The organism is Rosenbergiella metrosideri (genome assembly GCF_022602565.1).
GTDB lineage: Bacteria > Pseudomonadota > Gammaproteobacteria > Enterobacterales > Enterobacteriaceae > Rosenbergiella > Rosenbergiella metrosideri.
The window spans coordinates 400,358-422,015 of record NZ_JALBCV010000001.1 but is presented as its reverse complement, the minus strand read 5'-3'; the positions used below and the strand labels follow the sequence as shown (position 1 = coordinate 422,015).

General features: G+C 49.9%; 23 protein-coding genes. 21 read left to right on the top strand and 2 right to left on the bottom strand.

Annotation, left to right across the window (positions count from 1 at the left end; all coding sequences use genetic code 11):
• Nucleotides 1-49 precede the first annotated feature (49 nt).
• Both flgK and flgL read left to right on the top strand, forming a co-directional pair.
• The gene (gene flgK, locus MKR94_RS02105) at nucleotides 50-1,684 is read left to right on the top strand and encodes a flagellar hook-associated protein FlgK (RefSeq protein WP_241645233.1); all 1,635 of its coding nucleotides are present in this window, start codon (nucleotides 50-52) and stop codon (nucleotides 1,682-1,684) included.
• Between the two features lie 21 nt (nucleotides 1,685-1,705).
• Nucleotides 1,706-2,668: a flagellar hook-associated protein FlgL gene (gene flgL, locus MKR94_RS02100; protein WP_241645232.1), complete on the top strand. Its 963-nt coding sequence runs from the start codon at nucleotides 1,706-1,708 to the stop codon at nucleotides 2,666-2,668.
• 50 nt (nucleotides 2,669-2,718) lie between these two features.
• Here flgL and rne read toward each other — a convergent pair whose 3' ends face one another.
• Complete coding sequence (gene rne / locus MKR94_RS02095) at nucleotides 2,719-5,673, bottom strand: ribonuclease E (protein ID WP_241645231.1); 2,955 nt, start codon at nucleotides 5,671-5,673, stop codon at nucleotides 2,719-2,721.
• A 546-nt stretch (nucleotides 5,674-6,219) separates the two neighbouring features.
• Between rne and rluC the strand changes: the two genes are divergently transcribed.
• Nucleotides 6,220-7,179: a 23S rRNA pseudouridine(955/2504/2580) synthase RluC gene (rluC, locus tag MKR94_RS02090; protein WP_241645230.1), complete on the top strand. Its 960-nt coding sequence runs from the start codon at nucleotides 6,220-6,222 to the stop codon at nucleotides 7,177-7,179.
• 13 nt (nucleotides 7,180-7,192) lie between these two features.
• Here rluC and MKR94_RS02085 read toward each other — a convergent pair whose 3' ends face one another.
• The gene (locus MKR94_RS02085) at nucleotides 7,193-7,780 is read right to left on the bottom strand and encodes a Maf family protein (RefSeq protein WP_241645229.1); all 588 of its coding nucleotides are present in this window, start codon (nucleotides 7,778-7,780) and stop codon (nucleotides 7,193-7,195) included.
• Nucleotides 7,781-7,922: 142 nt separating this feature from the next.
• Between MKR94_RS02085 and yceD the strand changes: the two genes are divergently transcribed.
• From yceD to nagZ, 18 genes are all read left to right on the top strand, one after another.
• Nucleotides 7,923-8,444, top strand: coding sequence for a 23S rRNA accumulation protein YceD (yceD, locus tag MKR94_RS02080; RefSeq protein WP_241645228.1), 522 nt, complete (start codon nucleotides 7,923-7,925; stop codon nucleotides 8,442-8,444).
• 14 nt (nucleotides 8,445-8,458) lie between these two features.
• Nucleotides 8,459-8,629 carry a 50S ribosomal protein L32 gene (rpmF, locus tag MKR94_RS02075; protein ID WP_048911991.1) on the top strand — a complete coding sequence of 57 codons (171 nt, stop codon included), beginning with the start codon at nucleotides 8,459-8,461 and terminating at the stop codon, nucleotides 8,627-8,629.
• A gap of 26 nt (nucleotides 8,630-8,655) precedes the next feature.
• The gene (gene plsX / locus MKR94_RS02070) at nucleotides 8,656-9,669 is read left to right on the top strand and encodes a phosphate acyltransferase PlsX (protein WP_241645227.1); all 1,014 of its coding nucleotides are present in this window, start codon (nucleotides 8,656-8,658) and stop codon (nucleotides 9,667-9,669) included.
• The gene (locus MKR94_RS02065; RefSeq protein WP_241645226.1) at nucleotides 9,670-10,623 is read left to right on the top strand and encodes a beta-ketoacyl-ACP synthase III; all 954 of its coding nucleotides are present in this window, start codon (nucleotides 9,670-9,672) and stop codon (nucleotides 10,621-10,623) included.
• A 16-nt stretch (nucleotides 10,624-10,639) separates the two neighbouring features.
• Entirely contained in the window at nucleotides 10,640-11,572 is a 933-nt protein-coding gene (fabD, locus tag MKR94_RS02060) for an ACP S-malonyltransferase (protein WP_241645225.1), read from the top strand.
• Nucleotides 11,573-11,582: 10 nt separating this feature from the next.
• Nucleotides 11,583-12,317, top strand: a complete 735-nt coding sequence (gene fabG / locus MKR94_RS02055; protein ID WP_062812019.1) for a 3-oxoacyl-ACP reductase FabG — start codon at nucleotides 11,583-11,585, stop codon at nucleotides 12,315-12,317.
• A 148-nt stretch (nucleotides 12,318-12,465) separates the two neighbouring features.
• On the top strand, nucleotides 12,466-12,702 hold the full coding sequence (gene acpP, locus MKR94_RS02050; protein WP_028685983.1) for an acyl carrier protein: 237 nt from the start codon (nucleotides 12,466-12,468) through the stop codon (nucleotides 12,700-12,702).
• A gap of 84 nt (nucleotides 12,703-12,786) precedes the next feature.
• Nucleotides 12,787-14,025, top strand: a complete 1,239-nt coding sequence (gene fabF / locus MKR94_RS02045) for a beta-ketoacyl-ACP synthase II (protein WP_241645224.1) — start codon at nucleotides 12,787-12,789, stop codon at nucleotides 14,023-14,025.
• Nucleotides 14,026-14,089: 64 nt separating this feature from the next.
• On the top strand, nucleotides 14,090-14,899 hold the full coding sequence (gene pabC, locus MKR94_RS02040; RefSeq protein WP_241645223.1) for an aminodeoxychorismate lyase: 810 nt from the start codon (nucleotides 14,090-14,092) through the stop codon (nucleotides 14,897-14,899).
• A 3-nt stretch (nucleotides 14,900-14,902) separates the two neighbouring features.
• Nucleotides 14,903-15,928 (top strand): endolytic transglycosylase MltG, encoded by a 1,026-nt coding sequence (gene mltG / locus MKR94_RS02035; protein WP_241645222.1) that lies wholly within the window; start codon nucleotides 14,903-14,905, stop codon nucleotides 15,926-15,928.
• Nucleotides 15,918-16,550, top strand: coding sequence for a dTMP kinase (gene tmk, locus MKR94_RS02030; RefSeq protein WP_241645221.1), 633 nt, complete (start codon nucleotides 15,918-15,920; stop codon nucleotides 16,548-16,550). The genes mltG and tmk overlap by 11 nt, the downstream gene beginning before the upstream one ends.
• The gene (locus MKR94_RS02025; RefSeq protein ID WP_241645220.1) at nucleotides 16,550-17,527 is read left to right on the top strand and encodes a DNA polymerase III subunit delta' C-terminal domain-containing protein; all 978 of its coding nucleotides are present in this window, start codon (nucleotides 16,550-16,552) and stop codon (nucleotides 17,525-17,527) included. The genes tmk and MKR94_RS02025 overlap by 1 nt, the downstream gene beginning before the upstream one ends.
• A 21-nt stretch (nucleotides 17,528-17,548) precedes the next feature.
• Nucleotides 17,549-18,349, top strand: a complete 801-nt coding sequence (locus MKR94_RS02020) for a YchF/TatD family DNA exonuclease (protein ID WP_241645219.1) — start codon at nucleotides 17,549-17,551, stop codon at nucleotides 18,347-18,349.
• A 47-nt stretch (nucleotides 18,350-18,396) separates the two neighbouring features.
• Nucleotides 18,397-18,747 carry a purine nucleoside phosphoramidase gene (hinT, locus tag MKR94_RS02015; protein WP_241645218.1) on the top strand — a complete coding sequence of 117 codons (351 nt, stop codon included), beginning with the start codon at nucleotides 18,397-18,399 and terminating at the stop codon, nucleotides 18,745-18,747.
• A 17-nt stretch (nucleotides 18,748-18,764) separates the two neighbouring features.
• Complete coding sequence (locus tag MKR94_RS02010) at nucleotides 18,765-19,130, top strand: YcfL family putative periplasmic lipoprotein (protein ID WP_241645217.1); 366 nt, start codon at nucleotides 18,765-18,767, stop codon at nucleotides 19,128-19,130.
• A gap of 10 nt (nucleotides 19,131-19,140) precedes the next feature.
• Complete coding sequence (lpoB, locus tag MKR94_RS02005) at nucleotides 19,141-19,764, top strand: penicillin-binding protein activator LpoB (RefSeq protein WP_241645216.1); 624 nt, start codon at nucleotides 19,141-19,143, stop codon at nucleotides 19,762-19,764.
• Nucleotides 19,745-20,521 (top strand): thiamine kinase, encoded by a 777-nt coding sequence (gene thiK / locus MKR94_RS02000; protein ID WP_241645215.1) that lies wholly within the window; start codon nucleotides 19,745-19,747, stop codon nucleotides 20,519-20,521. Before lpoB ends, thiK begins: the two co-directional genes overlap by 20 nt.
• 46 nt (nucleotides 20,522-20,567) lie before the next feature.
• Nucleotides 20,568-21,593 carry a beta-N-acetylhexosaminidase gene (gene nagZ, locus MKR94_RS01995; RefSeq protein WP_422047490.1) on the top strand — a complete coding sequence of 342 codons (1,026 nt, stop codon included), beginning with the start codon at nucleotides 20,568-20,570 and terminating at the stop codon, nucleotides 21,591-21,593.
• Nucleotides 21,594-21,658: the final 65 nt, after the last annotated feature.

The window sequence follows — 21,658 nt, the reverse complement described above, 5'->3', positions numbered from 1 at the left end:
GCGTTATCAGGCTAAGACATTGGCAAGTTTATCAGGGTAAGGAAAAGTTATGTCGAGTTTAATTAATTCTGCGATGAGTGGATTAAGTGCCGCCCAGCAACTGTTAACCAGCACCGCGAGTAATATCAGTAGTTATACCATTGCGGGATATAACCGTCAGATTACGGTGATTTCTGAGGCACAAAACACCTTTAGTGGTAACAGTTGGTATGGAAATGGGGCGATTGTGAACGGTGTTCAACGGCAATACGATGCATTAATCGATAGTCAACTGCGCAATGCCAGTGCTAAGAGTAGCGCGCAGTCCGCGCATTACACACAGCTCTCTGCCATTGATAAACAGATGACGCTGGAAGGCGGCACCTTAAATGACGGGCTAGAAACCTTCTTCGATACCTTACAAAATGTGGTGAACAATGCTGCAGACCCTGCTGCCCGTCAAGCGGTGATGTCGCAAGCTGCAGCGCTCACTAATCAGTTTACGAGCACGCAGACGATGCTCGACCAGCAACAGCGCGATATCAATTCGCAATTACAGAGTACCGTCTCTGCTATTAACTGCTATACCCAGCAAATTGCGACCCTAAACCAACGTATCTCACAATTATCGCAGAATGGTGATGCCCCAAATAATCTGCTCGATCAGCGTGACCAATTAGTGCGGGAGCTTAACGATCAGGTGGGGGTGACGGTGGCGATGCAGGATGGCAATATGACCGTTAGTATTGCCAATGGCTTTACACTCGTCAGTGGCAGCAAAAATTATGCGCTAGAGGCGATGCCCTCGAACGCCAATCCTGAGCAGCTAACGTTGGGGTATCAAGATAAGCTGGCTGGTCAAGTGGAGCTGCCAGAAAAGCTGTTTAAGACCGGTAAGGTAGGGGGGCTTCTCGCTTTTCGCCACGATGAGCTCAATCAGTTGCAGAATCGACTTGGGCAATTAACCTTAGCGTTCGCTACCGCGATCAACAGTGTGCAGGAGCAAGGCTATGACTTGAACGGTCAGCAAGGGGAAGCGATGTTCAGTATCGGCCAGCCGGGTGTTAAGCAAAATGTGTTGAATACCGGGACGGCCTCGATGAGTGCGGTATTCACCGATGCTCAACAGGTGCAAGCCTCCGATTATCAGCTGGTCTTTCAACAAGGTAGCTGGCAGGTGACTCGATTGAGCGATAATACCTCCGTCCCAGTCGAAGCCTCGGCAGACGGGACGACGCTCAATTTCGAAGGACTCTCGATCACTGTCAGCGGCAGCCCGAGCGAACAGGACCGTTTCCTCCTCCAGCCTGTTAATCAGTTAACCCATCAGTTTTCATTAAATTTTAGCGACCCGAATAAATTAGCTGCGGCAGAGGATCTGTCGGGCGAAAGCGACAATCGTAATATTCAGAAGATGCTCGACTTACAGTCGCAAAAATGGGTCGGCGGCACGCAAACCTTCAGTCAAACCTGGAGCTCTGCAGTCAGTTTTGTTGGGACACAAACGCAAGCTTATGGTAATGCCGTGAACTTATCGGACAATATCATTACTCAGCTTACCGCACGTCAGCAAGCCGTCTCGGGGGTTAATCTGGATGAGGAATATGCCAACCTCACCCAATATCAACAGTATTACATTGCCAATACACAAGTGTTGAATACGGCCAGTGCGCTATTCGATGCCTTAATCAGCGTGCGGAGCTAGTACAGAGAGGGAGTCAGTAATATGCGATTAAGTACCACCTTCATTTTCCAACAACAAACGCAGGGAATAAGCCGGGCGCAAGCGGACTGGTTAGCGGCAGGACAGCGATTATCCTCAGGGAAGCGGGTAGTTTCACCCTCCGATGATCCGGTTGCCGCTTCGCAAGCTTTAGGGATCCAGCAGCATCAACGCACCGAGCAGCGTTATAGTATGGCGCAGCAATTTGCGCAAACCACCATGAACACAGAAGCCACCGCACTCTCCTCGATTAGTGACAATATTCAAGCGGCGATCAGCGATATTGTGTATGGTGCAACGGGTACACTTAACGATGATGATAGGCAGTCGGTGGCAGTTAAGCTAGAAGGTGTACGCAACCAACTGTTAACTATTGCTAATAGCCAAGACAGTAGTGGGCGTTATCTGTTTGCTGGTTATAACACTGCTCAGCCACCCTTTGTCGAGGACGCTCAAGGGGTAACTTATCAAGGCGGCGACCAACCGATTAAGCAGCAAGTGGATAATCAGCGGGTGATGACCCTGACTCACACCGGTAAGCAAGTTTTTCAGTCAGCGTCCCCTAATCCAAAATTAGAACCTGATGGCAGTTTAGGCGATACCGATCTCTTTTCGATAATCGATAAGGCTATTGCAGCGCTTAAAACGCCGCTGCAAGATGCGGATGATTCGGCTATGAAAGATTTTCAGGAGGCGATGAATTCGGCCAACCGAGGCCTGAACAATAGCTTAAATAATATTCTGACGCTGCAGTCGGAAAATGGGACTCAGCTACAGGAGTTGGAAAGCTTAGGTTCGATTAGTGCTAGCCAGAGTATTCTTGCACAAGGGCAATTGAGTCAATTAGTGGATGCTGATGTGACACAGACCATTTCGGAATACCAAATGAAAGAGACGGCGTTACAGGCAAGTTATACCGCCTATACACAGATGTCTAAACTCTCGCTGTTTCAGATGAATAAGTGATAGATAATAAAACACCCGCGAAATTCGCGGGTGTTTTATTTTGCGCTAACTTAGCTTGCTTTGGTCACGTCCGCGCTAGCATGGTGACGTGCAGCATGCCCACCTGCCGCACCTTTACCGGTGAAATGATAAGCCGGACGTACCCAATCACTCTGTTTCACTGGCTCGGCTACCCAAGCTGGGGCCTCGGCTTTGGTGACAGGTGAGGTTGCGACCAGGCGGCCTGCGGTAACTGCTGTTGGGATAACAGGTTCCGTAACCAGAGGCTGAGTTTCGACCACTTCAGGCTGTGACACCGCAGGCTCATCTTGTACAGGAGCGGGTTCAACTGTTACGACCGGTTCAGGTTCAGCAACCACTGTTGCTGTTTCAGTCTCGGCAGGTGTTGGTGCAACAGGCGTCACAGGGGTTTCAACCTGAACAGCATCGGTGATCGGCAGCGTAGCGGCCTGCTCGATGTCGGTGTCAACTGGTGTCTCTGCGACTGACTCGACAGCAGTCACTGGCAGATCATAACGTACCCAGACTTTACCTGAGGCCATTTCCGGTGCCGCAGCAGCGGTGGTGACAGCCATTGGGGTTTGTTGCGGATAACGGTCGTCACGATAGCGGCGACGGCGTTGACCACTGACTCGCAGATGGCGTGGTGAACGACGTGAGCGGCGCGGTGCAACGTTATCCTGATTCTCCGTAGCCTGACGAGCCGTAGAGGTTTCAGCGACGTCACCCGTTGGCTCAGCCTGTGGCGCGGCGATTGGCGCAGCGGTATCCGTATCAGCCACCCGCACTTTTTGTTGCAGCGCACGAGGCTGACGACGTGGCATCACCTTCGCTTCACGTGGCGCTTCTTCGCTAACAGGCGTTTCAGCTTGCTGCTCAGGGGCCGTTTCTTGCTTACGCGCTTCTTGTTGCTGGCGACGCTCTTCTTGACGACGACGCTGACGCTCAGCACGTTGTTCACGGCGTTGTTGCTCGCGCTGTTGACGGACTTCATCACTGACAGCATTGTCTTGACGCGGTGCGCGTTCTTGACGAGGCGTGTTTTCGCTGTTGTTTGCTGAGTGACGCGCTGGCTGACGACGCGTATCGTCTTGTTGTGCGGGGTTGCTGCTCTCTTTTTGATTCTGACGGCCAGAACGGTCGTTCTTATCATTGCGGTCATAACGATTGTTATTACGGCGTTGATTATTACGGCGATCCGATTGGCGTTGTCTATCTTGTGACTGAGACGCAGTCGAAGCAGTTGGCGCGGCGGCAGAGGTTTCTGTCGCTGGCTTTTCTGCATTGTCTGAACCTGCAAAGAAGGCTTTAATGCCTTTCACTAAGCGGCTAAAGAAACAGCCCGCGGTTTTTTCTGCTGCAGGGGTGGCTTGCGTTTCGCTGACAACCGGGGGTGCATCAGGCATAACAAAGGCGGCCAGTGCAGGTTGCTCTGGACGACGACGCTCAGCGGTCTCTTCTTCCGAGGGCAGCGCCATCTCTGTTTCATGCAGTTTCGGTAAATGGTAGCTGAGCGTGTGAGTCTCTTCACCTTTACGTACACGCAGCACTGAGTAGTGTGGCGTTTGCATTTTGTCGTCAGGAACGATAACGGTTTTTACGCCACCTTGACGCGTCTCAATGGCATTGACTGCCGAACGCTTCTCGTTAAGTAAGTAAGACGCGACTTGAACCGGCACGATAGCATGCACTTCTTTGGTGTTATCTTTTAACGCTTCTTCTTCGATGAGACGCAGGATAGAGAGCGCTAAAGATTCGTTATCACGGATGGTTCCGGTGCCACTACAGCGTGGACAAACATGGTGACTCGATTCGCCCAGTGATGGACTTAGACGCTGACGCGACATCTCAAGCAAACCAAAGCGTGAGATATGGCTAATTTGAATACGTGCACGGTCTTGGCGAACGGCATCACGTAATTTATTCTCGACTGCGCGCTGATGGCGGGCTGGCGTCATGTCGATAAAGTCGATAACGATCAGGCCACCTAAATCACGCAAGCGTAATTGACGGGCGATTTCATCCGCAGCTTCGAGGTTGGTGTTGAAGGCGGTTTCTTCGATATCGCCACCACGGGTTGAACGCGCGGAGTTAATGTCGATAGCGGTTAACGCTTCGGTGGTATCGATAACGATAGAACCGCCGGAAGGAAGACGGACCTCACGTTGGAACGCGGACTCAATCTGCGATTCGATTTGGTAGTGGCTAAAGAGCGGAATTTCACCGGAGTATAATTTGATTTTACTGGTGAAATCAGGACGACCCAACGCAGCAATGTGTTGACGGGCTAATTCCAGAACACTTGGGTTATCGATAAGGATCTCACCGATATCTTGACGCAAGTAGTCGCGGAAGGCACGGACAATCACATTACTTTCTTGGTGGATAAGGAACGGTGCTGGGCGGCTGCTCGCTGCCTTTTGGATCGCTTCCCAGTGCTTCAGTCGGAAATTTAAATCCCACTGTAGTGATTCTGCTGATTTGCCAACGCCTGCGGTCCGAACAATCAGACCCATACCATTAGGGATATCGAGAGAGGAGAGGGCTTCTTTTAATTCGCTGCGGTCATCGCCTTCAATACGGCGAGAAATACCGCCTGCGCGCGGGTTATTTGGCATGAGGACCAAATAGCTTCCCGCTAAACTGATAAAGGTTGTTAAGGCGGCGCCTTTATTCCCGCGTTCTTCTTTATCGATCTGAACAATCACTTCTTGACCTTCGCGTAAAACATCTTTGATGTTTGGACGCCCGTGGCCGGAGTAATTATCAGGGAAGTATTCGCGGGAGATTTCTTTTAGGGGGAGAAAACCATGGCGTTCAGCACCATAGTCGACAAAAGCGGCTTCTAAACTGGGTTCAATACGAGTGATTTTACCTTTATAAATGTTCGCTTTCTTTTGTTCATGACCCGGACTTTCAATATCCAAGTCATAGAGTTTTTGTCCATCTACCAGTGCAACACGCAACTCCTCCTGCTGAGTTGCGTTAATGAGCATTCTTTTCATTTACATGTTCTCGTCATTATCATTTTTGAAAAGCTGCGGGCATTACTGCGATGAGCGAGTTATCCGATGGCTTCGTGTCTGTAGGCAATCACGTCAGCCTCACGGCTGTCGATCGCTTAAGAAGCGCATAACGTCGGGGAAGTGTTACTAATCAGTTTCACAATTCCGTAGAGATCATCTCTTCCCGAATTAAGGGCAGAGGGCAATATCCCATCTCGTTCAGGCTGCAGTCCGCAGCCCGCTAACTATCTGAATCGACTAAACGTCTTATGCCATTGCAGCGTGTTGTCTTTTCAGATAAAAATTCAACTAAGTCGCTTTACGATGCAAAGTTCTGCAATCGTTCAGCCCCAGCATTATTCCATTGCTCCCCTTCATATAGCAAGGTGACTTTCGCGTTGTTGATCACTTTATTTATTATTTAAGCAATTTAAGGGGCAAACCGGAAAATAGCTGGTTAAAAAGAGAGCATGGTGCCCGAGATTAGCACGCGTCAGCATAATAAAAGAGTGGCGATAAATCTTGACTCTCTTTACACTTATTCGCATGAAAACAGAACATAATGGCGTACAGCTGATTGCCATCACGTCGGAACACGACGGACAGCGAATTGATAACTTTTTACGAACCTTTTTAAAAGGGGTTCCGAAGAGCATGATTTATCGAATCTTACGTAAAGGTGAGGTTCGCGTGAATAAGAAAAGAGTAAAACCGGAATACAAGCTTATTGCCGGGGATGTACTGCGTATCCCGCCGATTCGAACGTCTAAAAGCGATGCGCCGGAAGTCTCGCCTAAGTTAGCCCGTGTCGCACAGTTGGATGACGCGATTTTGTATGAAGACGAGGCCATTTTGGTATTGAATAAGCCGTCTGGTACCGCGGTACACGGTGGCAGTGGCCTGAGTTTTGGTGTAATCGAGGGGTTACGGGCGTTACGACCCGAAGCGCGCTTTTTAGAGTTGGTTCATCGATTAGATCGTGACACCTCGGGTATTCTGCTGGTCGCTAAAAAACGCTCTGCGTTACGCTCTCTCCACGAGCAGCTCCGCGATAAGACCATGCAGAAGGATTATCTTGCCTTAGTGCGTGGCGAATGGCCATCACATCTTAAATCCGTTAAAGCGCCACTATTGAAAAATATTTTACAAAGTGGTGAGCGGGTGGTGAAAGTCAGCAGCGAAGGGAAACCTTCTGAGACACGCTTCAAGGTTGAAGAGCGCTTTGGCTTTGCGACGCTGGTGAAAGCGAGTCCGGTTACCGGTCGAACTCACCAAATTCGGGTGCACACTCTGCATGCAGGGCATCCTATTGCCTTTGATGATCGTTACGGTGTAGCCGTGTTTGATCAACAATTAGCGAGCACCGGACTGTCACGTCTCTTCCTCCATGCGGCAGCGCTGACCTTTACTCATCCGGCAACAGGTGAAACCTTAAGGGTTGAAGCCCCGTTGGATTCAGGGCTTCAACACTGCTTGAATACCTTACGTCAGAAGAAAAACGCTTAAACCGCGTCGGGCATTAATCGGTTAAAGGATTAATGCCTATTTTTCTCAAAATAGCTGATAGCGCAATCAAGGGTAACCCGACCAATGTGTTGGGATCATCTCCCGCCATTTTCTCAAACAACGTGATCCCCAATCCCTCCGACTTGAAACTTCCTGCGCACTGTAAAGGCTGCTCTTTGTGGATATAGCCCCAAATTTCGTCGTCGGTCAGTTCTCTAAAGAACACTTGATAGATTTCCAAACGTTGATGCCACTGATTATTTACGCCGTCATATACCGCTAATCCTGTGTGGAAGGTCACACATTTTCCCGACGATACACGTAATTGCGCAAAGGCTTGCTCAGGCGTATGCGGCTTACCGAGTACGCGTTCCGCTAAACTTCCCAGCTGGTCACAGCCAATGATTATACTGTCTGGGTACTGGTCAATCAGTGCGGAGGCTTTTTCACGGGCTAAGCGCAAGACTTGCTCTTCGATCGATTCATTGGGGATAGCAGATTCGTCGATATCCGGTGCGGCACTGAAGAAGGGCAGGCCTAATTTATCTAAAACAGCCTGACGAAATGGCGATGATGAGGCGAGTACGAGGTTATATGGCATATTTTTTTCATAATCTATAGCGAATTAGGTCAACTCATCTTAAACTATCTGCCGCACTGGTTGCGAATTTCTCGGTTAAAGATGCGGGGCAATGGCCTTTTTCTTTGACTCTTCATCATTACAAAGTTAATATGCGCGCCCTATGCAAATAGTAAAATTACCTCTTACTCTGGATCTGCAACGTACTGCACAAAAACGCCTTGATTATCAGGGAGTCTATGTTGCGGACGCGTTACAACGTTTAGCCGATTCAGTGGTGAGTGTGGACACCGATGTGTCGTGTATCATGTCGTTCGGCATTGATAGCCAGCGCTTAGCCGTCCTTGAGGGGACTGCTGACGTAACGGTGACGTTATGCTGCCAGCGCTGTAATGACACGTTCACCCATCCTGTCCACGTAAAATACCTCTTCAGCCCTGTTCGCAATGACGAGCAGGCGGAAGCGTTACCAGAAGATTATGAGCCGGTTGAAGTCGATGAGTTTGGCGAAGTCAATTTGCTTGCGGTGATCGAAGATGAACTTATCCTCGCATTACCTGTCGTTCCGGTACATGATTCTGAACACTGTGAAGTGTCCGACGCGGACATGGTATTTGGCGATTTGCCTGCAGAGGCAGAAAAACCGAATCCATTTGCCGTATTAGCAAGTTTAAAGCGTAAGTAATAGGAGTAAGGTCCATGGCCGTACAACAGAATAAACCAACCCGTTCCAAGCGTGGCATGCGCCGTTCACACGATGCACTGACTACGTCTGCTCTGTCCGTAGATAAAGTTTCTGGCGAAACGCATCTGCGTCACCATGTGACTGCTGACGGTTACTACCGTGGTCGCAAGGTAATTGCTAAGTAATTCTGGCCGCGAAGCTAGGTATTACTTTGACACGTGTGACCCTGGCTGTTGATGCCATGGGCGGGGACTTCGGTCCCCACGTGACAGTGCCTGCAGTTCTGCAGGCACTGGGCATCTACCCCTTCTTAGAGATTTATCTCGTCGGGCTCCCCGACATACTCCAGCCATTACTTGTTAAAGCAGATTCTTCTGTGCTCGAACGTTTGCATTGTATTGCCGCCGAGTCTGTTATCACCAGTGATGTCAAACCCTCATCGGCTATCCGCCAAAGTAAAAATAGCTCCATGCGGCTCGCGCTCGAGTTAGTCAAAGAGCAGAAGGCGCAGGCTTGCCTCAGTGCGGGAGATACCGGCGCGCTGATGGGGATTGCATTATTACTGCTCAAACCTCTGCCACAAATCCGTCGTCCAGCCTTAATGACCCTGTTACCCAATGCGTTAAATGGGCAGACTGTCATCCTAGATATTGGTGCCAATGTCGAAGCAGACAGCGAAATGTTAGTACAGTTTGCGTTGATGGGCACAGTCGTTGCCCAACAAATGTTAGCCATCTCTGAGCCACGGGTCGCATTACTCAATGTTGGTCAAGAAGAGAGCAAAGGGAAAGAATCTATCCGTCAAGCCGCGAAATTATTACGGCAACAGAGCGGGATCCGTTATACTGGCTTCTTAGAAGGAAGTGAATTACTAATAGGTCAAGCGGATGTCTTGGTCTGTGATGGATTCAGTGGCAATGTGGCATTGAAGACGTTAGAAGGCGCAGTCAGATATTTTCTTCAACGTGCAGGGCGTGGCCAGTCAATCTGGCGGCGACTTATCCGAACACTGCTTTCACCAAATACCAGTAAGATTGATCCAGACAAGTATAATGGTGCATTTTTATTAGGGTTGTCGGGCGTGGTCATTAAGAGCCATGGGGCAGCGAATCAGCAAGCTTTTTTAGCGGCAATTGAGCAGTCGATATTGACGGTGCAGCGGCAACTCTCGCAGCGAGTCGCCCGCCAATTAGCCACTGTAGTAGCCAGGAGTGACAGAACATAAATGTTTAGCAAAATTATGGGTACGGGTAGCTATCTACCTGAACAAATCCGCACCAATGCAGATTTAGAAAAAATGGTAGAGACGACCGACGAATGGATTGTCACTCGTACTGGCATCCGTGAACGTCGCGTTGCAGGTCCCGATGAAAATGTGGCAACGATGGGTTTCCATGCTGCGCAAAAAGCCATCGAGATGGCAGGTGTCGATAAAGATGATATCGGATTAATTATCGTCGCGACCACCTCATCAAGCCATGCTTTTCCAAGTTCAGCCTGTATGATCCAACAACTGTTAGCGATCGCCGACTGTCCTGCCTTTGACTTAGCCGCCGCCTGTGCCGGATTCACCTATGCACTGAGTGTCGCAGACCAATATATCAAGAATGGCGCAGTCAAATACGCGCTGGTCATTGGTTCAGATGCGTTAACCCGAACGCTCGATCCGACCGATCGGGGTACTGTGATTTTGTTCGGTGATGGGGCTGGCGCAGTGTTACTTGGACAGAGTGAAAGTGAAGGGATTATCTCAACCCATCTGCACGCTGATGGCAGTTATGGCAAACTCCTGACACTCGGTTACCAAGACCGTGCACATCAAGATCAACCGTCGTTTTTAACGATGGCGGGTAATGAGGTGTTTAAGGTTGCAGTGACTGAACTCGCTCACATTGTCGAAGAAACATTGGAAGCGAATGGCATTGATCGTTCAGAGCTTGATTGGTTAGTGCCTCACCAAGCCAACCTACGTATTATCAGCGCTACTGCTAAAAAGCTCCATATGGGAATGGATAAAGTCGTTGTCACCCTTGACCGTCATGGGAATACCTCTGCGGCCTCTGTTCCGACCGCACTCGACGAAGCAGTGCGCGATGGGCGAATTCAACGGGGGCAACTGATTTTATTAGAAGCCTTTGGTGGTGGTTTCACTTGGGGCTCTGCCCTCGTTCGTTTTTGATTGACAGGTATTTTTTATGACACAGTTTGCTTTTGTTTTTCCCGGTCAAGGTTCACAGACAGTGGGTATGCTGGCGGAATTAGCCGCTGAGCAGCCGATTATTGAAGCCACTTATGCGCAAGCCTCAGAAGCTCTAGGCTACGACCTCTGGCAACTGGTTCAGCAAGGTCCCGCTGAGGAGCTGAATAAAACCTGGCAAACTCAGCCAGCGTTACTGGCGGCCTCTGTCGCATTATTCCGCTTATGGCAACAACAGGGCGGCGCACAGCCTGCGTTGTTGGCTGGACACAGCTTAGGGGAATACTCGGCGTTGGTCTGCGCGGGCGTAATTAGCTTTGCTGACGCGATCCGTTTAGTGGAACTGCGTGGCAAATTGATGCAAGAAGCTGTGCCAGAAGGTACAGGTGCGATGCAAGCGATTATTGGCCTTGACGATGCTGCCATTCGTCAAGCCTGCGAAGAGAGTGCTCAAGGGCAAGTTGTTTCCCCTGTTAACTTTAACTCCCCAGGCCAAGTGGTTATCGCGGGCAACAAAGAGGCGGTGGAGCGTGCAGGTGCAGCTTGTAAAGCGGCTGGTGCGAAAAGAGCCTTGCCGCTGCCGGTAAGTGTCCCGTCCCACTGCGCGCTTATGAAGCCTGCTGCAGATAAATTAGCGGTTGCTTTGCGGGAGATCACTTTCAGCGAGCCTAAAATTTCTGTGGTCAACAATGTTGATGTAAAATGTGAAGCGGATGCAGAAGCAATTCGTGAGGCATTAGTGCGCCAACTGTACAGTCCAGTACGTTGGACCGAAAGCGTGCAATACATCGCCGCACAAGGCGTGACACAGCTCGTGGAAGTAGGGCCAGGTAAAGTCCTGACTGGGCTGACAAAAAGAATTGTTGATACGTTAACATCGTCAGCGATTAACGATCCAGCTGCATTCAGCGCAGCATTGATTAAAGAATAAGAGGAAAAACATGAACTTCAATGGTAAGATCGCCCTCGTTACGGGTGCTAGTCGTGGAATTGGTCGTTCTATTGCTGAGAAATTAGTCGCCGGTGGCGCAACAGTTATCGGTACGGCGACCAGCGACAATGGTGCTGAAGCAATCAGCGCCTACCTTGGGGATAAGGGCAAAGGATTGGTTCTCAATGTGACTGATGCGGCATCTATCGATGCAGTATTACAACAAATCCGTGCAGAATTTGGCGAAATTGATATTTTAGTTAATAATGCAGGGGTAACTCGTGATAACCTATTAATGCGCATGAAGGATGATGAGTGGCAGGATATTCTTGACACGAACCTCACTTCTGTTTTTAGACTATCTAAGGCCGTCTTACGTGCCATGATGAAAAAGCGCATGGGAAGAATCATTACCATTGGTTCGGTTGTCGGAACAATGGGTAATGCGGGCCAAGCAAACTACGCTGCTGCAAAGGCGGGTTTAATTGGCTTTAGCAAATCACTGGCGCGAGAAGTTGCGTCACGTGGTATTACTGTGAACGTTGTGGCTCCTGGTTTCATCGAAACCGACATGACGCGAGCACTGAATGAAGAGCAACGATCTGGTATTTTGGCAGAAGTTCCTGCTGCCCGTTTAGGGGAGCCTCAGGAAATTGCTAACGCTGTGGCCTTCTTAGCCTCTGACGAAGCAAGTTACATCACTGGTGAAACTTTGCACGTTAATGGCGGGATGTACATGGTCTGATCTGCTTCAAATTATTATTTTTGCGATTTATTGTACAAAAAATACTAATTTGTCGTCAGAAAAGCAGGGAAGTAGTTGCATCTTTTTAAACATTTTATAAACTACGAAAACCGTCGCATTAGCGAGTTTTGATAGGAAATTAAATAGTATGAGCGATATCGAACAACGCGTTAAGAAAATCATTGCTGAGCAGCTGGGTGTTAAAGAAGATGAAGTGATCAACTCTGCTTCTTTCGTAGAAGACCTGGGTGCTGATTCTCTTGACACCGTTGAGCTGGTAATGGCTCTGGAAGAAGAGTTTGATACTGAGATTCCAGACGAAGAAGCTGAGAAAATCACTACCGTACAGGCAGCGATCGACTACATCAATAGCCATCAGGGCTAATGAACACCTTCAGGCGGTCACTCGACCGCCTGAAATTTATTCCGTCCCACGAAGAATAATTATACCCCTCCCTGGAGGACGAACGTGTCTAAGCGTCGTGTAGTTGTGACCGGTCTTGGCATGTTGTCTCCTGTCGGCAATACAGTAGAGTCTACCTGGAATTCTCTCCTAGCCGGTCAGAGCGGCATCAACCTGATTGACCATTTTGATACTAGTTCTTATGCAACGCGTTTCGCAGGAACAGTAAAAGATTTTAATTGTGATGAGATCATCTCGCGTAAAGAACAACGTAAAATGGATATGTTTATCCAATACGGTATTGTGGCGGGTGTTCAAGCATTGCAAGACTCTGGAATTACCGTTACCGAACAAAATGCCCACCGTATTGGTGCCGCCATTGGTTCGGGCATTGGTGGACTTGGTCTGATTGAAGAGAACCATGCAGCCTTGACTAAAGGTGGACCGCGTAAAATCAGTCCATTCTTTGTCCCTAGTACTATCGTCAATATGGTGGCAGGTCATCTCACCATCATGTACGGTCTGAAAGGTCCTAGCATCTGCATTGCGACGGCGTGTACGTCCGGTGTTCATAATATTGGTCATGCAGCACGTATGATTGCTTACAACGATGCTGACGTGATGTTAGCCGGTGGAGCAGAAAAGGGGAGTACTCCTCTTGGTGTCGGCGGTTTCGGCGCGGCCCGTGCGCTCTCAACACACAACGATAATCCTCAGGCGGCGAGTCGTCCTTGGGACAAAGATCGTGATGGTTTCGTGTTGGGCGATGGGGCAGGCGTGTTGGTGCTCGAAGAGTACGAACACGCGAAAGCCCGTGGCGCAAAAATTTATGCTGAATTGGTCGGTTTTGGGATGAGTAGCGATGCCTATCACATGACTTCCCCACCCGAAAATGGGGAAGGGGCAGCACAAGCAATGCGTAATGCGTTGAATGATGCACAACTGAACGCTGATCAGATTGGCTATGTGAATGCGCACGGCACTTCAACCCCAGCGGGTGATTTAGCCGAGTGCCAAGCCGTTAAATCAGTATTTGGTCAAGATACTAACGTGTTGGTCAGTTCGACAAAATCGATGACTGGACATCTGCTGGGTGCAGCAGGAGCTGTCGAATCGATCTACTCTATTCTGGCTTTACGTGATCAAGCGATCCCGCCTACTTTGAATCTGGATAATCCAGATGTGGGCTGTGATCTCGATTTCGTTCCGCACACTGCACGTCAGGTTTCTGGCCTTGAGTATTCACTTTGTAACTCATTTGGGTTCGGTGGAACAAATGGTTCATTGATCTTCCGTAAGATCTAAATGCTGACTCCATCAAAAAGCCCGTCTGACGGGCTTTTTTTTTGCCAACGCTAGGGCCTATTGTATGCAGCTAATCAATGGCGTTAACACATCCCAACTCTCTAGTCTCGATCGTGGATTACAATTCGGTGATGGCTGTTTTACCACAGCACAGGTGGTTGCAGGTCAGGTACGTCACTTAGCACACCATCTGGCGCGATTGGCGCGTGATAGCCAGCGCTTGGGTATTGCGTTTGATGCGTGGCATGAGTTAACGCAAGAAATTACTGCATTGGCATCGCAAAGTGACTTAGGGGTGCTGAAGATCCTCTTGACCCGTGGCAGCGGGGGAAGGGGCTACAGTGCTGAAGGCTGTACAGCGACGCAACGTATTCTGACTTTAGCACCTTATCCCTCGCATTATGCTGCGTGGCAACAGCATGGCGTCTCCCTCATCACTAGCCCAATAGCTTTAGGGATGAATCCTTATCTAGCTGGGATCAAACATCTTAATCGTTTAGAGCAGGTGTTAATCAAGCAGCATCTTGACCGCCAAGCCGCGCAAGAGGCCTTGGTACTCGATTCTCAAGGTAATGTGGTGGAATGTTGTGCCGCGAATATTCTGTGGCGTAAAGGCCGACAGCTTTACACCCCAGCGCTGACCCACAGTGGCGTTGAAGGAATAATGAAAGGCTTAGTGATTGAAGCCTTGCAGGCGGAAGGGTACCATTGCAGCCACGTCAGACAAGCGCCGACCGCGCTTGAACAGGCTGACGAAGTCATTATCTGTAATGCGTTAATGCCCGTGCTTCCCGTCATCCGTATTGACCAGTGGCAATATCAACCCGGTGAGGCGATGGCAACACTGATTAAATTAGGATTTACTGCGAGTTAAGTTATGCAGAAAAAAAGTAAGGGCCTATTAGGCTTAGTTATTTTGTGTGTGATCTTGGCAACCGCTGGCCTCTGGCAGGTCAAGCGCTTTGCTGCGCATCCGTTATTAATCCAGCAAGAAACGATTTATACCTTGCCCGCCGGGTCGGGGCGCCTAGTGTTAGAGCAACAACTCGAATCTCAACACATTGTGCCGCGTGGCCCATGGTTTGGTTGGTTATTGAAGGTCGAACCGCAGTTATCGAAATTTAAAGCCGGTACCTATCGTTTAACGCCGGGAATGACGGTACGTCAACTTCTGGCCCTATTAGCCAGCGGCAAAGAAGCGCAATTCCCCGTCCGTTTCGTCGAAGGTCAACGAATTGAAGAGTGGTTAAAGACGTTACGTAATGCGCCGTGGATCACTCATCAACTTGCCGATGACCAGTTAACCACTGTGGCGAAAGCGCTGGGAATTCAAGCTTCCGAGTTAGAGGGAGGCTTCTACCCTGACACTTACTACTATACCGCGAAACGATCCGATCTCAGCTTGTTGAAACAGGCACGCCAGCGCATGGTGAAACTTCAACAGTCCGTCTGGCAACAACGTGAGGCCGGTCTGCCTTATCAAGATCTCAACCAACTGGTGACCATGGCCTCTATTATTGAAAAAGAGACCGCGGTATCGGCGGAACGCAGTAAAGTGGCCTCGGTGTTTGTCAATCGTCTGCGCAAAGGGATGCGCCTGCAGACTGATCCGACGGTGATCTATGGTTTGGGCAGTGCCTATAACGGGGTTTTAACGCGCAGTGATTTAGAAAAGCCAACCGCTTACAACACCTATGTTATTCCGGGATTACCCCCTGGGCCGATTGCTATCCCCAGCCGCGCTTCGCTGGAAGCCGCCGCGCATCCAGAAAAAAGTGATTTACTCTATTTTGTTGCGAATGGTCAGGGAGGGCACACCTTCACCTCGACCCTCGCCAATCATAATCAAGCCGTCAAAGCGTGGCGCAAAGTTGAAAATGAGCGTAAAACCAGTGAAAAGTAAATTCATTGTGATTGAAGGTTTAGAAGGCGCAGGGAAAACCACTGTTCGCGATAAAGTCGTGAGCGAATTACACGCGCACGGCATTACCGATATTGTCTTTACCCGCGAACCCGGCGGTACACCGCTAGCCGAAGCCTTACGGCAGATAGTCAAAGAGGGGATCGAAGGGGAAAGCATTACCGCCAATGCCGAACTGCTGTTACTCTATGCGGCACGAGTACAACTGGTCGAGACCGTTATCAAACCAGCCTTAGCACGAGGCGCTTGGGTGGTAGGGGATCGCCATGATCTCTCCTCACAAGCCTATCAAGGCGGTGGGCGGGGGCTTGATACCGTGATGATGCAGACGATCAAACAGTCGGTCTTAGGCGATTTCGCCCCAGATATGACGTTGTATCTTGATGTCACCCCGGAAATCGGCCTATCTCGTGCCCGTGCGCGAGGGCAGCTGGATCGCATTGAGCAAGAGTCATTAGCTTTCTTTCATCGTGCTCATCAGCGTTACAGGGCGCTCGCGGCGAGTGATAGCAGCATCTTGACGATTGATGCCACACAGCCCCAGCAGCAAGTACAGCAAGCGGTACAAGATACTTTGCGCCGCTGGCTTAAGGAACAGCAGTAATGCAGTGGTTTCCGTGGTTAACGCCCTATTATAAGCAGCTGATTGGACAGCATCAGACGCAACAGGCCTATCCTGCACAGATAGTGCATGCTCATGAAGGCATGGGTGCGGAAGCCTTGGTATGGGGCGTTGCACGCTGGTTATTATGTGAAACGCCTCAAGGACATAAAGCCTGTGGTCACTGCCACGGTTGCCAGCTTATGTTGGCGAATAACCATCCTGACTGGTATCCGATCGCTGCCGAAAAAGGTAAACAGATTATTGGTATTGATGTGATCCGTGAAGCCTGCGAGAAAGTGTGGCATTCGCCGCAGCAAGGGGGGGCGCGGGTGGTATGGATTGATGGGGCCCAGCGGTTGTCCGAGTCGGCGGTTAACGCCTTACTTAAAACGGTCGAAGAGCCGCCAGCAAACTGTTGGTTTTTATTCACCACGCCACACTTAAGTCAATTGCCTGCGACCCTACGTAGTCGCTGTGTGGTAACCCCTCTTCGTGCTCCCGAAGAGTCGCAAGGATTAGCTTGGCTAGCGCGTGAAAGCCAATTACCTGAGCAAACATTATTAACGGCGCTACGCTTAAGCGGCGGGGCACCGGCACAAGCGCTTACGTTACTAAACGCCCCGCGTTGGCAAAAGCGAAGTCAATTAGCGCAAGCGTTACGCAATGCGTTGCCGCGACAACCGATGCAGTTGCTTCCCCTGTTAGTCGATGAGCCGAGTAGTGAAAAAATCTATTGGCTGATGGCTTTTTTGCTCGATGCGCTAAAATTACAGCGTGGCAGTCAGGCATGGTTAACGCATGTCGACGGGTATGAGGCCAGTCACTATTTAACGACGCTCATGGATGAACATCGCTTGCAGCAGATGATTGTGCGGTGTCGTGACTGCTATGCATTATTGACGCAAACCCCGCAAGTCAACACCGAGTTAGTGATTAGCGACCTGTTAGTGGCGTGGGAAACGCTGTTAGATAATTAATATTAAGTGATAGAGAGAATTATGTTTTTAGTGGATTCGCACTGCCATGTTGATGGCTTAGATTACAAGAAAGAACATCAGAACCTGGCTGAAGTGATCGGTAACGCTCAGGCGCGTGACGTCCAGTTTATGTTGGCGGTCTCCACCACGCTTAGCGCCTTTCCTGCCTTACAACAGCTTACTGCTGACCACTCACAGATCGTGCTCTCCTGCGGTGTTCATCCTCTCAATCTTGACGATGATTGGGATATCGAGCGCCTTCATGCTTATGCGAGTGATCCGAACGTGGTGGCCTTAGGAGAAACCGGGCTGGATTATTTCTACCATAAGACGCCAGAGCTGTGGGCGATTCAGCAACAAGCGTTTCGTGACCATCTACACGTAGCCTGTCAGCTTAACAAGCCCGTAATTGTGCACACCCGTGATGCGCGCGAAGATACGATCAACTTATTGGCAGAAAATCATGTCGATCGCTGTGGTGGCGTGCTGCACTGTTTCACCGAAGACCGTGAGACGGCAAAAAGAGTGTTAGACTTGGGGATGTATATCTCTTTTTCCGGGATTTTAACCTTCAAGAACGCGGAGCAGATCCGTGAAGCCGCGCGTTATGTGCCGATGGATAGAATCTTAGTTGAGACAGACTCTCCCTACTTAGCCCCGGTGCCGTATCGTGGTAAAGCGAATCAACCGGCGTATACCCGTGATGTTGCCGAATATTTGGCGGTGGTCAAAGGTCTCAGTATTGAGCAAGTCGCTGAGCAAACTACGGAAAACTTTGCTAAATTATTTAATATTGCCCCTGAGCGCTTAACGCTATTGTAATATAACTCGCTGCGTTGCGGCGAGATGACCTAAAGGAATGATTGACCATGGCAGAAGAGACGATTTTCAGTAAGATTATTCGCGACGAAATTCCCGCACAAAAATTGTATCAAGACGAATTAGTGACGGCGTTTCGTGATATCTCCCCGCAAGCGCCGAGTCATATCTTAATTATCCCTAACATTCTTATTCCCACCGTTAACGATGTTAAGACGGAACATGAACTCGCGTTAGGACGCATGATGACGGTAGCGGCTAAGCTAGCGAGAGAAGAGGGTATTGCACAAGATGGTTACCGTCTGATTATCAATTGTAATCAACATGGCGGCCAAGAGGTCTATCATATCCATATGCATCTGGTAGGTGGAAAACCCCTCGGACCGATGCTGACACGCTAATCAATCGGAGTCGAACCATGCGCTTTTTTTGTGTGTTAGCTCTCTCTGTCATCGGAATGGTCGGCTGTAGCAGTAAACCGCCCGCCATTACTATTTCACAGCCGTTGGTAATGGGGTCTGAGGTACTTTCCGCAGGCATTACTGCCGATGCGCCGGTGATTAACGGCGATCAAGCGCCCGCGGCAACCACGCGCGTTTATAACGACCGTGATGTTCCCGTCACCATTCATTACCACTATTTTTGGTATGATGAACAAGGATTGGATATCCCACACGATACGAAGCGGCAATTCATGCGTGTTCCTGCGCACAGTTCGACCGAACTCCTTTCTTCCTCTGGCAGCGTGAATGCGCGTCAGGTTCGTATCTATATTTCTCTCTGAGGGCATTACCGTGACTAAATACTTAAAATATAGCAGCTCACTACTCTTCGCTTGTTTACTCAGTGGTTGTGTCTTGAATCAATCGCAAAAACCGGCTCCAGTAGAACAAGGTAATGGCAGCACCCAGCCCCCCTTAACGACTAAGTCTGGGCAGAACACGCCGCCGGTACAGAACCCGCCACCGGTGACGCAACCGCAACCTGTACCGGAAGCCCCTAAGCTGACTTCGATCGATTGGCCTGCAACGGTACAACCTTTGGTAAGCAAAATGGTGAGTACTAAAGGGATTGCCTCCGGTAGCGTGTTATTAGTTGACCGTATTAAAAACAGCACCAATGGTTCGATTCAAAGCGATAACGCTAATAGTGCACTGAATCAAGCCTTATCCGGGTCCTCTTTTAGCTTAGTGACAGCTGAGCAGCTGGCGCAAGCGAAGAAGACCTTAGGTATTTCACCGAACGATAGCTTGAACTCTCGCGGTAAAGCGATCGGTCTTGCGCGTAATCTGAATGCGCAATACGTCCTGTACACCACAACTCGCGGCGATGTAAAAGCGGCGCGCGTACAAATGCAGTTAATGTTAGTGAACACAGGCGAAATTATCTGGACAGGCAGTGGCAAAGCCAATTACTAACGTTCATTACCAGCTATTGCCGGGGCTTTCTGGCAATAGCTGGCGTGACCTAGACAGCCAAAATGACGTCTACCGCTTTACACCCACACAACCGCTCCCTTTTGTGAATCGACAGCGTGAAGGTCGAATTCTTCGTCAGCTCCGTCCTAGCCAACTTGCTCCAAGGCCTAAAGGCTTTCAGTCAGGACGTCTGACGGTGGAATGGATTAAGGGTGAACCACTGGCGGAAGAGCGGTTTACTGCGCAGAATCCTGAGCTATTGCAACTGATTATCCGTCTGCATCAGCAACCATTATTCGGCTATCGTTTGCCGCTATGGTCGTTACTGCAGCGCTATTGGCAACTTTGTCGGCAGCGTCATCCCCGTTGGTTACGGGAATTAAAACGATTGCAACGCCTTGGCGAGCCACAGCCACTTCGTCTCGTTCCCCTCCATATGGACCTCCATCCGGGGAATATCATTCAGAGCGATAAAGGCTTGAGATTAATCGATTGGGAGTACAGCGCGGATGGCGATATTGCGCTGGAACTCGCCACCCTGTGTTTACAGAATGCCGATCACTATGAGGCATGGATAGAGGCTTATGCCCATGCCTTTGCGCTGGAGAGCACGCATTTACGGTCGCAGGTCAAACGCTGGCGACCCTGGTTGTTACTGTTACAAGCCAGTTGGTTCCAATTGCGGGCCGAACAAACCCAATGTGCCGCGATGACAAAGCAAGCGGCAGAGAGCTGGCGATACCTTTTACCTTCTTGAATTGAGTACGATAGGACAAAACATGACAAGTACCCCTGGCCCCCTAATGTTGGACGTCGAGCAATATGAGCTTGATGCGGAAGAGCGCGAATTACTGCAACACCCATTAACCGGGGGGGTGATCCTGTTTGCGCGCAACTACCACGACCCTGAGCAATTGGCGCATCTCGTTCAACAGATCCGTGAAGCCTCACATACACGCCTGGTGGTCGCGGTGGACCAAGAGGGGGGGCGAGTGCAACGTTTTCGTGAAGGGTTTACGCAACTCCCGGCGATGCAATCTTTCCTTGCGCTCAGCGCGACTGTCGATGAGGCGATTCAGGTCGCTCGCGAGACGGGCTGGCAGATGGCCAGTGAGATGACGGCAATGGATATTGACCTCAGTTTTGCCCCGGTATTAGATCTTGGCCACATTAGCTTAGCCATTGGTGATCGGGCCTTTAGCGATCAGCAAGAAAAAGTTTTACCTGTGGCAGCAGCCTTTATGGAAGGCATGCACAGTGCAGGCATGAAAACCACTGGTAAACATTTTCCAGGACATGGTGCGGTTGTCGCGGATTCTCATAAAGAAACGCCTATCGATTTGCGTGAAGCCAATGAAATCCGCCAGAAAGATATGGCGATCTTTCGCCACTTTATCGAGCAGCATCAGCTTGATGCGATGATGCCTGCACACGTGATTTATCCGACCATTGATGATCGTCCTGCCAGTGGTTCACCTTATTGGCTGAAAGAGGTTCTGCGCAACGAACTGGGCTTTAAAGGCGTAATTTTCTCTGACGATCTACATATGGAAGGTGCTGCCGTGATGGGGAGCTATCCCGAACGTGCAAAACAATCGCTTAATGCCGGGTGTGATGCGATCCTCGTCTGCAACCATCGTCCGGGCGTGATCAGTATTTTGGACCAGTTGCCGGTTTCTCAAGCTGCTGGCCTTGAACGCCTTTACCATCATGGCCGCTTCGAATGGAAAACACGACAACAGCATCGCCGTTGGGTAATGAATCATCAACAATTGGCGACCTTTCAGCAGCGCTGGTTAGAAGCAAAACAGATGCCACGCGACAAGTAATCGTTAAAAGGGGGCAGCATGGCCCCCATTTATGACGCCCACCACGTTTTTTTATCCTATCAAAC

What these genes read in the sequence shown, in the direction of transcription:
- pabC (WP_241645223.1), top strand. Translation starts at nt 14,090, where the DNA reads ATGCAGCTAATCAATGGCGTTAACACATCCCAACTCTCTAGTCTCGAT.
- hinT (WP_241645218.1), top strand. Translation starts at nt 18,397, where the DNA reads ATGGCAGAAGAGACGATTTTCAGTAAGATTATTCGCGACGAAATTCCC.
- rpmF (WP_048911991.1), top strand. Translation starts at nt 8,459, where the DNA reads ATGGCCGTACAACAGAATAAACCAACCCGTTCCAAGCGTGGCATGCGC.
- yceD (WP_241645228.1), top strand. Translation starts at nt 7,923, where the DNA reads ATGCAAATAGTAAAATTACCTCTTACTCTGGATCTGCAACGTACTGCA.
- MKR94_RS02010 (WP_241645217.1), top strand. Translation starts at nt 18,765, where the DNA reads ATGCGCTTTTTTTGTGTGTTAGCTCTCTCTGTCATCGGAATGGTCGGC.
- fabD (WP_241645225.1), top strand. Translation starts at nt 10,640, where the DNA reads ATGACACAGTTTGCTTTTGTTTTTCCCGGTCAAGGTTCACAGACAGTG.
- MKR94_RS02025 (WP_241645220.1), top strand. Translation starts at nt 16,550, where the DNA reads ATGCAGTGGTTTCCGTGGTTAACGCCCTATTATAAGCAGCTGATTGGA.
- flgK (WP_241645233.1), top strand. Translation starts at nt 50, where the DNA reads ATGTCGAGTTTAATTAATTCTGCGATGAGTGGATTAAGTGCCGCCCAG.
- fabG (WP_062812019.1), top strand. Translation starts at nt 11,583, where the DNA reads ATGAACTTCAATGGTAAGATCGCCCTCGTTACGGGTGCTAGTCGTGGA.
- acpP (WP_028685983.1), top strand. Translation starts at nt 12,466, where the DNA reads ATGAGCGATATCGAACAACGCGTTAAGAAAATCATTGCTGAGCAGCTG.
- flgL (WP_241645232.1), top strand. Translation starts at nt 1,706, where the DNA reads ATGCGATTAAGTACCACCTTCATTTTCCAACAACAAACGCAGGGAATA.
- MKR94_RS02085 (WP_241645229.1), bottom strand. Translation starts at nt 7,780, where the DNA reads ATGCCATATAACCTCGTACTCGCCTCATCATCGCCATTTCGTCAGGCT.
- nagZ (WP_422047490.1), top strand. Translation starts at nt 20,568, where the DNA reads ATGTTGGACGTCGAGCAATATGAGCTTGATGCGGAAGAGCGCGAATTA.
- rne (WP_241645231.1), bottom strand. Translation starts at nt 5,673, where the DNA reads ATGAAAAGAATGCTCATTAACGCAACTCAGCAGGAGGAGTTGCGTGTT.
- mltG (WP_241645222.1), top strand. Translation starts at nt 14,903, where the DNA reads ATGCAGAAAAAAAGTAAGGGCCTATTAGGCTTAGTTATTTTGTGTGTG.
- MKR94_RS02020 (WP_241645219.1), top strand. Translation starts at nt 17,549, where the DNA reads ATGTTTTTAGTGGATTCGCACTGCCATGTTGATGGCTTAGATTACAAG.
- MKR94_RS02065 (WP_241645226.1), top strand. Translation starts at nt 9,670, where the DNA reads ATGTTTAGCAAAATTATGGGTACGGGTAGCTATCTACCTGAACAAATC.
- rluC (WP_241645230.1), top strand. Translation starts at nt 6,220, where the DNA reads ATGAAAACAGAACATAATGGCGTACAGCTGATTGCCATCACGTCGGAA.